Origin of the sequence: Paenibacillus salivarius, assembly GCF_051307165.1 — a bacterium.
Taxonomy (GTDB): Bacteria; Bacillota; Bacilli; order Paenibacillales; family Paenibacillaceae; genus Fontibacillus.
On the sequence record NZ_CP195592.1, the window covers coordinates 3,565,708 to 3,578,662 of the forward strand.

General features: G+C 44.6%; 22 protein-coding genes. 2 read left to right on the top strand and 20 right to left on the bottom strand.

The genetic code is table 11. The features are described 5' to 3' along the window. Positions 1-66: 66 nt before the first annotated feature. The 6 genes from ACSFXJ_RS16255 to ACSFXJ_RS16280 all read right to left on the bottom strand — a co-directional run bounded on the left by ACSFXJ_RS16255 (position 67) and on the right by ACSFXJ_RS16280 (position 3,633). On the bottom strand, positions 67-993 hold the full coding sequence (locus ACSFXJ_RS16255) for an AraC family transcriptional regulator (RefSeq protein WP_435921376.1): 927 nt from the start codon (positions 991-993) through the stop codon (positions 67-69). Continuing rightward, on the bottom strand, positions 990-1,157 hold the full coding sequence (locus ACSFXJ_RS16260; RefSeq protein ID WP_435921377.1) for a hypothetical protein: 168 nt from the start codon (positions 1,155-1,157) through the stop codon (positions 990-992). The genes ACSFXJ_RS16255 and ACSFXJ_RS16260 overlap by 4 nt, the downstream gene beginning before the upstream one ends. A gap of 36 nt (positions 1,158-1,193) precedes the next feature. Continuing rightward, positions 1,194-1,715 carry a hypothetical protein gene (locus ACSFXJ_RS16265; RefSeq protein ID WP_435921378.1) on the bottom strand — a complete coding sequence of 174 codons (522 nt, stop codon included), beginning with the start codon at positions 1,713-1,715 and terminating at the stop codon, positions 1,194-1,196. A 71-nt stretch (positions 1,716-1,786) separates the two neighbouring features. Beyond that, a complete protein-coding gene (locus ACSFXJ_RS16270) occupies positions 1,787-2,311 on the bottom strand; it encodes a hypothetical protein (protein ID WP_435921379.1) in 525 nt (174 codons plus the stop codon). Between the two features lie 95 nt (positions 2,312-2,406). Then, positions 2,407-3,126: a HEAT repeat domain-containing protein gene (locus ACSFXJ_RS16275; RefSeq protein ID WP_435921380.1), complete on the bottom strand. Its 720-nt coding sequence runs from the start codon at positions 3,124-3,126 to the stop codon at positions 2,407-2,409. 3 nt (positions 3,127-3,129) lie between these two features. Next, positions 3,130-3,633 carry an HIT family protein gene (locus ACSFXJ_RS16280; RefSeq protein WP_435921381.1) on the bottom strand — a complete coding sequence of 168 codons (504 nt, stop codon included), beginning with the start codon at positions 3,631-3,633 and terminating at the stop codon, positions 3,130-3,132. A gap of 104 nt (positions 3,634-3,737) precedes the next feature. Here ACSFXJ_RS16280 and ACSFXJ_RS16285 point away from each other — a divergent pair, with 104 nt between their 5' ends. Beyond that, positions 3,738-3,905, top strand: coding sequence for a hypothetical protein (locus tag ACSFXJ_RS16285; RefSeq protein ID WP_435921382.1), 168 nt, complete (start codon positions 3,738-3,740; stop codon positions 3,903-3,905). A 4-nt stretch (positions 3,906-3,909) separates the two neighbouring features. Here the strand turns inward: ACSFXJ_RS16285 and ACSFXJ_RS16290 are convergent, their stop codons facing one another. From ACSFXJ_RS16290 to ACSFXJ_RS16305, 4 genes are read right to left on the bottom strand one after another with little or no spacing between them, the layout of a single operon-like run. Beyond that, positions 3,910-4,533 carry a GNAT family N-acetyltransferase gene (locus tag ACSFXJ_RS16290; RefSeq protein WP_435921383.1) on the bottom strand — a complete coding sequence of 208 codons (624 nt, stop codon included), beginning with the start codon at positions 4,531-4,533 and terminating at the stop codon, positions 3,910-3,912. 28 nt (positions 4,534-4,561) lie between these two features. Next, the gene (locus ACSFXJ_RS16295; protein WP_435921384.1) at positions 4,562-4,909 is read right to left on the bottom strand and encodes an N-acetyltransferase family protein; all 348 of its coding nucleotides are present in this window, start codon (positions 4,907-4,909) and stop codon (positions 4,562-4,564) included. Between the two features lie 26 nt (positions 4,910-4,935). Beyond that, positions 4,936-5,577, bottom strand: a complete 642-nt coding sequence (locus tag ACSFXJ_RS16300; protein ID WP_435921385.1) for an HAD family hydrolase — start codon at positions 5,575-5,577, stop codon at positions 4,936-4,938. Continuing rightward, on the bottom strand, positions 5,574-6,449 hold the full coding sequence (locus tag ACSFXJ_RS16305) for a serine/threonine protein kinase (RefSeq protein ID WP_435921386.1): 876 nt from the start codon (positions 6,447-6,449) through the stop codon (positions 5,574-5,576). Before ACSFXJ_RS16305 ends, ACSFXJ_RS16300 begins: the two co-directional genes overlap by 4 nt. An 89-nt stretch (positions 6,450-6,538) precedes the next feature. On the opposite strand from ACSFXJ_RS16305, the gene ACSFXJ_RS16310 reads away from it, so the two are divergent. Beyond that, entirely contained in the window at positions 6,539-6,853 is a 315-nt protein-coding gene (locus tag ACSFXJ_RS16310; RefSeq protein ID WP_435921387.1) for a DUF3889 domain-containing protein, read from the top strand. Positions 6,854-6,880: 27 nt separating this feature from the next. Here ACSFXJ_RS16310 and ACSFXJ_RS16315 read toward each other — a convergent pair whose 3' ends face one another. The 10 genes from ACSFXJ_RS16315 to ACSFXJ_RS16360 form a co-directional block, all read right to left on the bottom strand. Beyond that, positions 6,881-7,255 carry a VOC family protein gene (locus ACSFXJ_RS16315; protein WP_435921388.1) on the bottom strand — a complete coding sequence of 125 codons (375 nt, stop codon included), beginning with the start codon at positions 7,253-7,255 and terminating at the stop codon, positions 6,881-6,883. A gap of 87 nt (positions 7,256-7,342) precedes the next feature. Beyond that, a complete protein-coding gene (locus ACSFXJ_RS16320; protein ID WP_435921389.1) occupies positions 7,343-7,801 on the bottom strand; it encodes an NUDIX domain-containing protein in 459 nt (152 codons plus the stop codon). Between the two features lie 18 nt (positions 7,802-7,819). Then, positions 7,820-8,353, bottom strand: coding sequence for a GNAT family N-acetyltransferase (locus ACSFXJ_RS16325; protein WP_435921390.1), 534 nt, complete (start codon positions 8,351-8,353; stop codon positions 7,820-7,822). Between the two features lie 39 nt (positions 8,354-8,392). Beyond that, on the bottom strand, positions 8,393-9,085 hold the full coding sequence (locus ACSFXJ_RS16330; protein ID WP_435921391.1) for an HAD family hydrolase: 693 nt from the start codon (positions 9,083-9,085) through the stop codon (positions 8,393-8,395). A 125-nt stretch (positions 9,086-9,210) separates the two neighbouring features. Further along, complete coding sequence (locus tag ACSFXJ_RS16335) at positions 9,211-9,891, bottom strand: class I SAM-dependent methyltransferase (RefSeq protein WP_435921392.1); 681 nt, start codon at positions 9,889-9,891, stop codon at positions 9,211-9,213. 151 nt (positions 9,892-10,042) lie between these two features. Further along, the gene (locus ACSFXJ_RS16340; RefSeq protein ID WP_435921393.1) at positions 10,043-10,525 is read right to left on the bottom strand and encodes a DinB family protein; all 483 of its coding nucleotides are present in this window, start codon (positions 10,523-10,525) and stop codon (positions 10,043-10,045) included. Positions 10,526-10,541: 16 nt separating this feature from the next. Then, a complete protein-coding gene (locus ACSFXJ_RS16345) occupies positions 10,542-10,979 on the bottom strand; it encodes a GNAT family N-acetyltransferase (RefSeq protein WP_435921394.1) in 438 nt (145 codons plus the stop codon). Positions 10,980-11,043: 64 nt separating this feature from the next. Beyond that, positions 11,044-11,781, bottom strand: a complete 738-nt coding sequence (locus ACSFXJ_RS16350) for a metallophosphoesterase family protein (RefSeq protein WP_435921395.1) — start codon at positions 11,779-11,781, stop codon at positions 11,044-11,046. A gap of 54 nt (positions 11,782-11,835) precedes the next feature. Continuing rightward, positions 11,836-12,327 carry a hypothetical protein gene (locus tag ACSFXJ_RS16355; protein WP_435921396.1) on the bottom strand — a complete coding sequence of 164 codons (492 nt, stop codon included), beginning with the start codon at positions 12,325-12,327 and terminating at the stop codon, positions 11,836-11,838. Positions 12,328-12,623: 296 nt separating this feature from the next. Further along, a complete protein-coding gene (locus tag ACSFXJ_RS16360) occupies positions 12,624-12,932 on the bottom strand; it encodes a LysE family translocator (RefSeq protein WP_435921397.1) in 309 nt (102 codons plus the stop codon). Positions 12,933-12,955 lie beyond the last annotated feature (23 nt).

The following is a 12,955-nucleotide window of genomic DNA, read 5'->3' on the forward strand; positions in this document are numbered from 1 at the left end:
CTTCCTTCCATGATTATACATCCGCCGCTCCGGTAGCGATAGTCCTTCCGGCACAAACATCAGAGCTCATTCCGTGATACGGATTCTCTTTTTTATGGGGATATACAGATCAACCTTGGCTTTCCCTTCCGGATCTTCCGCCGGATTGTTCATGCAAAACTCGAGACAATGTCTCTCATCCGGCTCGTAATCGCTCTCGGGCAGCCAGGATCCATATATATTTTGATAGGCTAACGAGAATCTGTCGATCGTATCATAGTACTGAAAAAGGCCGTAAAGTCCGCCAGGCAACGTCTTAAATTGAATATCCGGACCGCCGTTTTGAGCAAACCCTTTCGGTATGGTGATACAAGCATCATACCTGCATTCATGCTCTTCCGTCGAAACCGGATCATCCAGCGAAATGCCGATAAATTGCTGATCGGGCGGAAACAATTGATTCCTCGCCGACCACTCTCCAAGCTTGTTCCAGGCCAGGTAAGTTTCCAGATAACTTCCTACATGTCTTACGTAAGCTACCTCCAAATCGGGTAGTTCGTTGATGGAAATATTCATATCCCATATCCTCCTCAAGAATGAATGTTGCTGCCTAATCTCAGGATAATTGGATGGGATCGAAGATTCTTGCGGTTTATTGCCTTCCATCGACGGGATCTTGCGGATAAATTCGGGATTGCTTCTGACTTCGCTTGGCGTATGGTTGAAATGTTTTTTAAAAATATGGTTAAAGTTCGAAACGGAATCAAACCCGCACAGGGACGAAATTTCAAGAATCGATTTATCCGAAGTCGTCAGATACTCCACGGATTTGTTCATCCGCAGCTGCGTCAAATAAGCGTACGGAGGCATCCCAACGATCGCCGAGAAAATCCGCGAAAAATGATACTTGGAGAAAAATGAAATTTCCGCGAGCGTATCCAGCGCCATTTTCCGGGACAGATTCTCCTCCATATATCGGGTTACTTTTTCGATACGGTCTTTGTATGTATTCATAGCCAACCGGACCACACATCGAAGCGGTTCCCGTCGTACATTGGGATTGCGGATACGCTCAATTCGCGTTCTTTCAAAGTATGGTAGGTTTCTTCGATGTGATCCGTTTTGTACGACAGCACGGGCAAATAAACACAATCGATATGTCCTACGATATTCCCCATAAAATACCTCCCCTACGAATCAGTTATCTTTCATCTTTATGAACTTAGTGCGTGGATCAAATCGGCTAATGTCGGAGCAAACAATCCGTTCGGATCTTCTTCCAGATTGCCGAAGCTCCCGTAATCCGTGTCGATCCATTCCACCGCTCCGGTTTCATTGTTAAAGACTAACAGGATTTGACCAATATTGGCGTCGATTTCACCGATCCAAAAGCGCTGTCCGAAATCATATCCGCCGGTCCACGCTTGGAAAGCATACAGGATCCGCTCTCTTAAATCCATGCCTTTTTCCGGTCCCTTCAACGTAACCCGGAGTTTGAATTCTTCGTTAAACTCAAACCAATGGCCCCACTTTTCCGTGGCAGGTATTCGGGACGATGGCAGAACCCCTCCTATTTCATCAAAAAAGGAACTACCGAAGTACGTCTTCAAATCTTCGTGAAGCTGAAAACTCAATTCCTTCTCGACAAACGTGAAGTCTTGAAATTCATTATTTTCCTCGAATGGATTCGTAGGCTTCGCTAGGAAATACTCGCAAATGGTATTTTTAAGATTCATGTTCCGCTCCTCTTCAGGTAAATAAAGTATGTTGGACACTACTATTCAGTTCCGTAAGACACGTCGTATCCTCAGTCATTGCAAATGATGCATCCGAATAATGAAAGATAAACGCCGTGCTCCTCACATTTCGGATAACCGTATGGGATGGTGGGACAAGGATCCCCATCCTCAATCTCGGACCATTCCAGATAATTATCGAGATTGACGCTTCTTTTCTCAAAAGTGCGGATAAGTAGGTTGAATCGAGACAAACATCTTTGTACCATTTCCTGATTAGGTTCATAATCCAGCCGATCCCATCCCAGACCTTCCATGGCGGAAGCAATCGTCCGGAGCAGAAATTGCTTTTCCGCTTCAAAAGAATCTATCGTCCATGCCATTTCATCAATATCAAACCCCACCGTCCCAATCCCGACGCAGGCCTGATCCCTTTGAGCGAGCCAGATCACCATTTCTTTTTCCCGGTCGGTAGCAGCCAGAATCGATCCGCTTAAAACAAGGACTTCCATAAAAACGGAAGTCAATCCATTGGACATATGCAAATCTTCAACGGAGTAGGCGGGGTCTTTCGGCAAAGAAATACAATTTCCCATCTCTGTTCACTCCTGGATATCAGCTTGTACCAATTTGTAGGGATAATCAAAGTAAGCATGGATACGATGTCCGCCAAACGAAACGCGTTGCTCCTTCATCCTAAGCCTACCGCTTGCGTTTTTCCGATCCGTGCAAGCGCACGCTTAGCGGCTGATTTGCTATTGTGCATGCCTTGCTCCAGCACTTCTTGTAACTTCTCTCTAGCCGGTATGTATCCGTGGTATCCAAATATATCGCAAGCTCGTTCCTGGACATACATATCTTCATCATCCAAGTAACACAGCAGGGTGTGAAGTTCATTGTACGGCGTCAACGCCATGAGGCTGTATATATGCTGGCATCTGACTTCATCGTCCAAATCGGATTCCTGCAAGATGAGATTAATTTGCCCGATGCTTGCAAGATCCGCGGCGATCCAATCGATATTTTCGGATTGTTTGGACGGATAGTCCTTCTGTAAGTCATCCCAATCATTTTGCGGATCCGTCTCCAATGCGGCTATTAATGATCCGACGCTTCTAAAACCAGGGGAAAGATCGGTTTCTTCATGATTCAAATAACATATTCTGTGACTTAAAGGGCCTCTGCCATAAATGCAAACATAGTTGGAATTGTCATCGGTCCAGATCGGGAGCAGATCTTGAAACCCATCCAAATCGGACATAAATTCCAGCATCTCGGCCATCTCTTCTTGATTCAACAAACGCAGGAAATAGTCCCTCGCTTTTTGAACTTGGGAATGCTCGTTTAAGGTTTTCGTAATTTCTCCGGGTAATGCTATATTCAGAGATTTAAAGATTTCATGATAAGGCATGTTTCACGCTTCTCTCCCTTCGGATTCCAACCCTTCCCTGAGAATCTCTATTCCCGACAGGACTTCCTTCATGTTCTCATCCGTATTCATATGATTTCTTGCATGAAGAAGGACGGGTCTCAACGATTCTACGGAATGACCGAAAGAGTACATCCATTCATATCGAGGAACCATCCAGAGATGGAAATGGTGAGTCGTATCCTCGTTATAAAAGTAATACACCTTTTCAATCCCTAATTTTTCACGTTGTACCTTTCTAATTTTGTGAATCAGTGATATGTATTCCGCTTGCTCCTCGGCCGTTAATTCATCCATTGCGTAAAAGTGCCTTTTGGAAGCCAAGATAACCAAACCGCGAATCGGATAAGCTACGTCTTGATGGACATGAAAAAGTTCCGACTCAAAAATGACCCCGCCTGTGGGCATGATTAATCCGCTCGTTAATGCGCAGCTCAAACACTCTGCCTCTACCGTTCTTCCGTCTGCCATCGTAATTTGCCTGGGCATAATACCTCCTAATTATAAAGACCGCCGGTTCTCGTTAACTTTCTCCAAATGAAATCTGTTATAATCATAGTACCTTAATTGGCCTGGGAAAGAGAAGGGAAAGAATGAATTACAAAGACTACAACATGTTAAAAGAAGGCCGATACCAAAGCGTCGGGATACTGGAAGAAAAGTATGTGTTTGAAATCAAAACGGGGATCGCGGATGTGCCCGAATATTATCAAATTACGAAAGAGGAATTCGATACCTACGACCTGTGGAAGGACGAATAAAGAATTAGCTATTCCGAACAATAGGGAATTTGCACTGCATTACGATAAACTCCATATCTTGTCCCTGTACCTTGCTCAAAAAATGCTTTCCTTGCGTAAATCCCGCACGACTGTAAACCTTAATCGCCCGTTCGTTAAATGCAGCGACAACGAGTCGGATTCGGGAGCTATTGTAGCGCTCACAGACCCATTGAAGACCGCTGCGCACAAAGTCCACCCCAAATCCATTGCCTGTAAACTCCGGCCGGAGTCCAAGTCCTAAATCGATATAACGGTCGTCTTCGTATATTCCCGCTTGATAACCTCCCGGCACACGCGCCGAGTTACCTGTACATATATATCCCGCCAGCTCCTGTTGATCATTTAATGCATAATAATAATCCCCGTTCAGAAATTCCATAATGCTTTCATTGCTGCCGTCCATACTATAAAGCGAGTAGGGCTTTTCATAAGTCCAAGCAGCGATGATGGAGGCGTATTCCTCGGTCATAGAATAAAATTGAAAGGCTCTCCCCTCTACGCTCGACACCATTGTCAACGACGTTCCGACCATTCCTATTTCTTTAAACCCAAACCGTTGGTATAGCTTCATCGCTGCCTCATTATCCGGAGCAACGCTCAAAGACAATTTGGAAATGTTCCTGGTCTTGGCCTCCTCAAAACAAATGTTTGATTAGGGAGGTTCCAATCCCCCTTCCCCTATATTGCGGTAATATGGCCATTCCCAATTCAGGCGTATCATTTCCGGCATACCCGAAGCCTTGATTTTCTTCGCTAAAAAAACGGGCGGTAATCGAACCTATAGGTTCCCCTTCGGGAGTAACCGCGATAAATCCGAAATCCCCTTCTCTTCCCCATCCTTCAACGTACTTGGAAATGTAGGGATCCTGAAGTATATCTCTGCTGAACGGCTCCCCGCCTTCGGGCACAAATAAGGATTCATACAGCATCTCCCATAAAAATGGAACATCATCTTGTGTAACCGGTCTAATCGTATATTGCATTACCTAATACACCCCCATATATGACCTCAGAGCATATGGATATCGATCTCCGAAATCGAACTAACGACGAAGTCCGCCAACGATAAATCCTGATTCCCCGAGTTTGGATTGATAAATCCGATACATCGCATCCCTGCACTCTTTGCAGCGACGACTCCATTCCTGGAATCTTCGAGGACCACACAATTTTCAGGTCTGACGTTCATCAGCCGGGCCGCTTCAAGATAAATATCCGGAGCCGGCTTTCCTTTTGCCATTTCTTCTCCGCTCGTAATGCAGCAAAACTCTTCGAACAAGTTGAATTTCTTCAGGACACTTTCGATAAACACCCGTGGTGATGAGGAAGCAACCCCAGCCGGAATCCCCGCCCGATGAAGCTGTTTTATAAGTTGTCGTATTCCATCGATAGGTTCAATTTCGAGTCTATTTAAGTAGTCAAGTTTTTTCGTAAGCTGATAGTCGATGATTTCCTCGACCGAATGAGAGAGGTTATGTTTTTCTCTAATGAGCGCCCACATTTCCGGATTCGTCATCCCCACATAAGGCTCCAAATCTTTCTGACCCAGCTTGACTCCCAAATCATCCAAAGTCATGAGATCCACTTCAAAGTGGATAGGCTCACTGTCGATAATGACACCGTCCATATCAAAAATAAATGCTTGCATCATTCCATTTCACGCTCCCTTTCCCTTGCCGCATTCCACGCCCGGACAAATTCATCCAAAGACGGGTATCTATTGCCTCTTTCAGGGTCAACCGCTTTTAATGCGACTTCATATAAATCGGCTCCAGCTTCCCACTTCGAAAACGCTCGATCCAGTTCTCCGCCCAGTAACGCAAACGCGGTTGCGCCCATATTGAATACATTCGTGATCTCATCGATTTCCGCGCCTAGAGCGAATTCTTCCGGCGACATAAATCTGGAGGATCCCCACATTCTTCCCATGTTGTTGATGAACGGCCTTTTCTTGTACAGATCAATATCGCAGATTTTCGTTTCGTTCGCCTTGAAATCGTATACGATACTACCGTCATAGAAATCAATCGCGACATATCCTTTTTGAATCACATGAACATGAAAGGCAAAGATTTGTTCTAAAGAGGCAAGTCTTTGTTCCACCGGGAGTTGCCGGTATTTAAAATACGGGGACCTTGGATCGGTATACTTCGCAGGAGGAGGAAACGACCAGTGCGGGTGTAGGTCTTCCCCCTCAAACCATTCAAATACGGCTACATACCCGTCAGGTAAGGAAAAACGATCCAATAGCGAGACTAAATTCGGATGATTCAAGTCTTGATATACCTGTACGGCTTCTTTAAGCGTTTGGATAGCTTCCACCGGTTCTCCCTTGAAATTCACCGTTCTAGCTCCCGCATACTTGATGAATTTCTTGGTTCCATGATCGTTAACTCCAAATGAAAGGTTACCAGAATCCTGCTGGTCAAAAACTTTGAAAACCTCCCCTAACTCCGTTAACCACCCGAAATCATGAGGCTCCTTTAACTGAAAAGATACATGATGGATGTTCACTTCGTTCATCTAATCCTTCCCTTCCTTCACCCCTTCTTACATAATACCTGTCGATAAGGAAATCCTTAAAAAGATCACAACTTTCTTAGGAGGAGAATATGCGAAAAATAATTTTACCCATCGTTCTGAGTTTAATGATATCTTTGACCGCTTTAAATGCCTATGGTGCAGCTGAGCCAGCTTACGCAAAGTGGGGAAAAATCGCCATGACGGAAACCGGGAAGAGATATCAGGCTTCCATTATCGATTACAAACATCTTGGCCGTACTCGAATCGATGAGCACATGAGTGAAGAGAAATTTAAATTGTGGTTAAAAGATTCCGAAAAGGAGTTTGGCGTGTACGTTACCATCAAGTTCAAGTCGGATACGGAGGAAATCATATCCATACTGTTCAGTGAATCGAATCCATGAGCCTGATCTTAACAATCAGGTTCTTCTTCACCCTCCAAAAGAAATGCGGTAGCCATCCGGATCCTGAATCGTGAACTCGCTAAAGAACTCGTTCAAATCCGGCCCTTTTACGATAGGGATACCTTTATCTCTAAACTCTTCCAATAATGATCTCACATCGCCATAGCAAAAAGCATCAAAATACAAACCTCCCTCCGCCGCCGAGAAGGGTCTGACATCTTCTTTGCGCTCCGCCTGGTGCAAAATAAATATGACCGATTCCCGAATCATATGTACATGCTGAACTTCAGGTCCGCCGATCAGTTCATAGGTAAATCCGAGTTTTTTATAAAACTCGACCGATTTTTCCAAATCGCTGACGAGCAATACCATAGTAGGTCCCGACAAACTCCTATGATTCATAAGGAAATCCACCTCATTTCAGTTCCTTTAAGGCCAAAAACAAATGGCTTCTTTCTCCTGGGATCCGATTGTTGATCCGTCATCATGTTAATTCACGTCTCCCAGATAGATGGGTGACTTCAAATCATTTGTAATCACGGTTCCCAACACTTTCGGGTAAAGCCTGATTTGCTCTAAATCCTTCAAATCCACCCACTCGACCGCCACTTGGTGGCAATCCGGATTGGTTCCGTTCGTCGGCATGAAATCGGAATCCTTTAGCCGGCACCGGAAGTAAAACTCCACTTGATGAATATCCGAATTGATTTCGGAAAATTCATGGTTTTTACTGATATATTCTCTCATATGCACCAAATCCCCGACTTCAACCTCGGCTCCTATTTCTTCCATGCATTCCCGAATGACGGCTTCGGTTAATTGTTCACCGGGCTCTTGGCCTCCTCCGGGAAATAAATAAAAGTGCCCACGGTCGTCTTTATTTTTCGTCAATAACACTTTTCCGTCCCGAATAATGATCGCTTTGGCGGAATTTCGAATCGGTTTCATCCCTTGAATATCCTCCGTTTATGCTAAGTTATTATCTTGCAGCTCTTTTACGAGATAAATAATCAGGTCGTCATCCACCATGACCGGTTTCCCCGGTTTGACTTGAACATTTTTATAGGTCAATCCTTTTCCATCCAATACATAGCCTCTCGAAGTATACATTCTTTGCGCGTTACCGTAATCCTCGTAAAGCCCGACTCCCAGTCCGACGTATTTGGAGGTGTTCGTCGCGATGTGCTCCAGTTCATCGAATAAACGGGTTGCGATTTTGTTTCTGCGATATTCCGGGAACACATTCAAATCGTTAATTTCGGGGATCTGTTCATCGCGAAAAAAAGAATACTCCGAACGATATAGCAAATGACAGCACCCCGCTAACGTCTCATTGAAAAAGGCCATGAAAGTGACCCTTGATCCCGACCGGTTTTCTTCCAGGCAGTTCATAAAATAATCTCCCGGCCGATACCAGCGATATCTCTTGGCAAATTCCCGGTCCAGCAGTAGGGCATCTTCTTTGGTTTCTAATCTTTGGATACGTATTCGGTTCTCCATCTTCCCCTCTCCCTATTTGGATTATGTTTGACCCTCGAATCAAATGATTTCCAGCAGTTCCTCGAGCTTTCGCACCATAAACTTTGGCCGAACCTCGTCCGGGACTTCAATATTTTTTTTGTTGTAAAAACAAAAATCGATCCCCGCATTGCACGCACCTGCGTAGTCGTCGGTCAATGAATCGCCGATAAATAGCACCTCGTTGCCGGAGACTCCCAAATCATTGAGCGATAAGTCGAAGATCCCTTTATCCGGCTTCCGGATCCCCGCTTCATCGGAGACCACGATCGATGCAAAATAATGATCTATTTTTCCTGCGCCTAACCGCAACCTCTGGGCCTTCCCGATTCCATTCGAAATGATCCCTAGTTGATATCGTGCGTTCATGGAGATCAGCAATTCTTGCGCACCTTCTTCAAAAATGCAAGTATTGCAGAAATAATCCCAATATGTATTGGATAGCGTTTCATGGTAGGAGGGCTCCATGTTCAATGAATCCCGGAAAGAACTGATCAGCACATCTTCTATACATTGGTGGGGACCGCTTTTGTTAACGAAATCCATCCAGTGCTTAAAATTATGCTGCGTAAAGACCTTCCAAAACGCTTCCCATTGTTCTTCGTCGTCCACGGATAATTGATGCTGCCGGAGCGTTCTTTTCATGCAATCCACTTCACTTGAAGAATAATCCAAAAGCGTATTATCCAAATCAAAAATGATTGCCTTGTACATCAAAATCATCTCCACCGGATTTTAGATCCCGTTATTCAACCGCTCTCTGGCATGCAACAATTTCGTATGATTCTGATCTGGCCCCGGTGATTTTTGGCTGCATATACAGCATAACGGCATAATGTTTACTTTTTAGTCGCTTTCCAAATATACTTATAATCCCGCAATCCGATTCTTCCGTTAATCCTGCTTTCCGCTAATTGCTTCTCCAATTCGCTTCTCATCTCTTCCAAAGTATAATCCGGATTGCCGGGTATTCCGGAAATGAACTTTGCAAATTCGTATTCATCAGGAAAGTAACAAACCGCATTCTTGTATTCCGTAATTTCCACATTCGTAAACTGATTCTTGATTAATCTTTCCTTAACGGTTTCCATCGCACCCGAGTGAATCCCGAACACGACACCGCCGGAGCGTAAAATTCTCGAATGATTCAGGATCGAAGTCGGGCCTCGTCGGTCATAGATCAAGTCAAATTGTTCGTCCGCAAAAGGAAGTTCCTGCTTTGTACTGGCATATACAAACCGTACATTCGGAACCTGAGATTCTTTTAACAAGGACTTTGCAATATTGATCATTTCGAGGGAGTTATCGAATCCAATGATTGATTTTGCATGTTTGGACATTTTCAAAGTAAAGTCACCATGTCCGCAACCCGCATCCAAAACGGACTTACACGCTGGAAGCAACTTCATTAATTCCTCTTCATAGATCGTCTCCGCATATTCACCTTCTACCGTAAATACGGCATTGCTCCTGTAGCCCCCGTTCCGCCGGGCAATCATGTCATACCAATCAATTCCCATGCTTCCCCTCCACTCCGCCGTGTACCGGCATATTTATCGCGATTTTCCGTGACTTCAATGATCAAATCTTTGTTCATCGTTTTTGTTACGCTTGGATACGCTTTCAGTTTCGTCCTCCGGGATCTTGTCCTGATCCATAAAAATTCGTGATTTAATTTCGCGATCCTTCCGATTTCATGAAACCCTTTCTAATAAAATTTGCGGATACCGGTTGCATCCCGATTTCCCGAGCCCATACCGACAGCTGTCCAATGTGATGGATTTCGTGAGCGATGACATGTCTTAAAACTTCACCCTTCATCAGAGGTTCCTCTATCCACGGTACCTTGACCGTTTCGTATTCCATAGCGTCGTTCCAACCGGCTAAATAGGCTTCCATCCCTACGCGGTATTCATCGGAAAACCGCTTTACTTGCTCCACAGTCCTATAGTCTTCAAATAGGGGGTCCGTAACGGGTTTATTGTCGATCGCCTGAATCCAACTAAATTCGACATCTATAATGTGAAATAACGTTTCCAGGATGGAGCCGACGCCTCCGGTACGTTTTCGGACAAGCTCTTCCAACGGCACTTGGCGGCACCATTCCAACCACTGATCTCTGACTTCCCAATTGTATTTAAAAAGATATTTCATCCTATTCCTCCGTTTCTTAAACCAGGTTAAATTTTTTTACAAATCGGTACCCGTTTATTTCGAACCCACGCGCCTTATAAAACGCATGTGCTTTTAAGCGTTCTTCCTTGATCCCGCTGGTCAGAACGATGGTGTTCGAACCTTGTTCCCTTGCCCATTCCTCGACATATCGCATTAGCGATGTCCCAATTCCTTTCCCTTGGTACTCCCGCTTCGTAACCAATGCGGAAATATATGTCGCACATCCGTCATCCTCATAATAGTGAGCCAAATGAACCCCGATCATCCCGACGACGGCACCTGATGCTTCCGCCACGAAGGTAAAATACATGGGATTGGACTGGATCCGTTCCATCCGGGGCATCATGTTTTCCCTAGAGGTTGGATATCCTAAATCCTCCATCAGACTTGTAAGGGAATCAAGGTCTTTAGCATGGTATTTTCTAATAATCATCCCTATTCCCCCTATTGTGAATTAATATTGCAAAGCAGCGGTTGTTTCTCCAAATCCCTACTCCTCATCCAACCCGGCCGGTTTTCAAAGCTATCGCATAATCTTCCCTTCCGTTATATTTGGCCATGGAACTCGCCATTTCCCAATCATAGCGGACCATCACATGTTCAATATTCCAGTACTCACCTTTCTTCCGGGCAATAACATATTCGGCATGGGGAGAGCCGGATTCCATAATATGCGGAAACGGAAGTTCATCTTCATAAGCCGGCAATCCCACGCTTCCCGCATTGACGATCAGCTTCCCGTCCGGTAAATATACAGATTTCTTAACATGGCTATGTCCGCAAAAAATATAGTTTTGTACGATGTCCTTCAGTTCCGACAAGAGCTGATGATGACTTTTCACCCTAACACCGTTTCCGTCCACTTCTTCCAACAAATATCGGTCATTACAATATGGCGTCCCGTGACAAAACAAAAGGTCTTCATATACCCACTGATTTCTAAAAGAACGGATCCATTCTTCCATTTCTTCGTCCAACAGCGGCTTAACAAAACGGAAGGTGGCGGAACTGCTGCTTTCTCGCAGCAGGATTTGATCGCAGTTTCCCATAATATGAACGATAGACGAATGTTCTCTTAACAACTCGGCTGTTCCCGACGGGTCAATCGGACCAAAGAGGCTATCCCCCAAATTTACGATGCTTTGGATTCCTCGGGATGATATATCTTCTAAAACGGCCTCCAAGGCCAAACGGTTACTATGAATATCCGAAATAATGGCGATTGTCTTATCCACAAGGCTTCTTCTCCTTCATCATCCAGCATGACTGAAACAAGTCCATGAATTGTACTATTCGGTTTCAACGAACTCGGACAAACGTGCTCTTATCCATTCGTTCATACGGGTTACGGTTAACTCCGAGTAGAGCACATATTTATCGTACATTGTTTTTACATCGGTAAATAACTGTTTGTCCATTTCTAAATCCGAGGGGCTTACCGGTTTGTCCGATGGGGTTCGCTGTTCTAAAAACCGTTCAATATCGTCCAGTAATGAAGCCAACTCCACATCGCGGAAATACAACACTCCGGTTTTAATTCCCTTCCAAGACCTTAGTTCACGAATGTTATAATCGGCAAACCAGTAAAATTCCTCAACGGTCTTCGCGTGGTTATGAAAAGAATAGAACAAATAGAGACCCTTCTGGGCATCCGTTAATTGATTATACATCTCAAGCTTGGTTTGTAGGTCTTTTCCCCGGACAGCGAACAGCATGGGCCGGATGCACAACCAGCTTAGCTCAGAGCTATTTAAATCTCTTGCGTCGAGCTTTGCTTTCATTGATTTCCCCTTTCAATCGGATTCCGAGTCCCGATTTTCGGATCCTAAGGATATCAAAACAGTCATCGGAACAATATTCAAGGGGGATTATTTCTTTATTTGTTTTCTAACTCCATAGCGCAAAACCGCCAAACGCAAAAATAACGACTCCTGATATTCGATTAATCCAAATCAGCGGCAGATCCTTCACCATGAACTTTTGAATAAAATGAACCCCGTTGCATAATATCAACCACCATAATAAAGACCCGCAAAACATCCCAAACACGACAAGCAACCGTGAAATTAAATCATGGCTAGCGTCCGTGAGCCCGATCTGGGGGAGAAGAGAATAGCGTGCGCAATCCCAAATAACATAAAAAAATTCCCCCGAATAATTGAAACCTGCTGGATTGCTCAACTAAATAATTCATAATAAGGGTCAGCCCTAATCCTGCGATACACCCATAAACCGCATCGGCGGTTGCCGCACCGAGCCCGGAAATGAACCCGATCGATCTACCCTGTACCAATGTGCGACGAATACATAATATTCCGATCGGTCCGACCGGAGCCGCGATTAAAAATCCAATCGTAAATCCTTTTAACAGCGCAGTCAGCAGCATGAAAGGTTCTCCCTATTCTACTT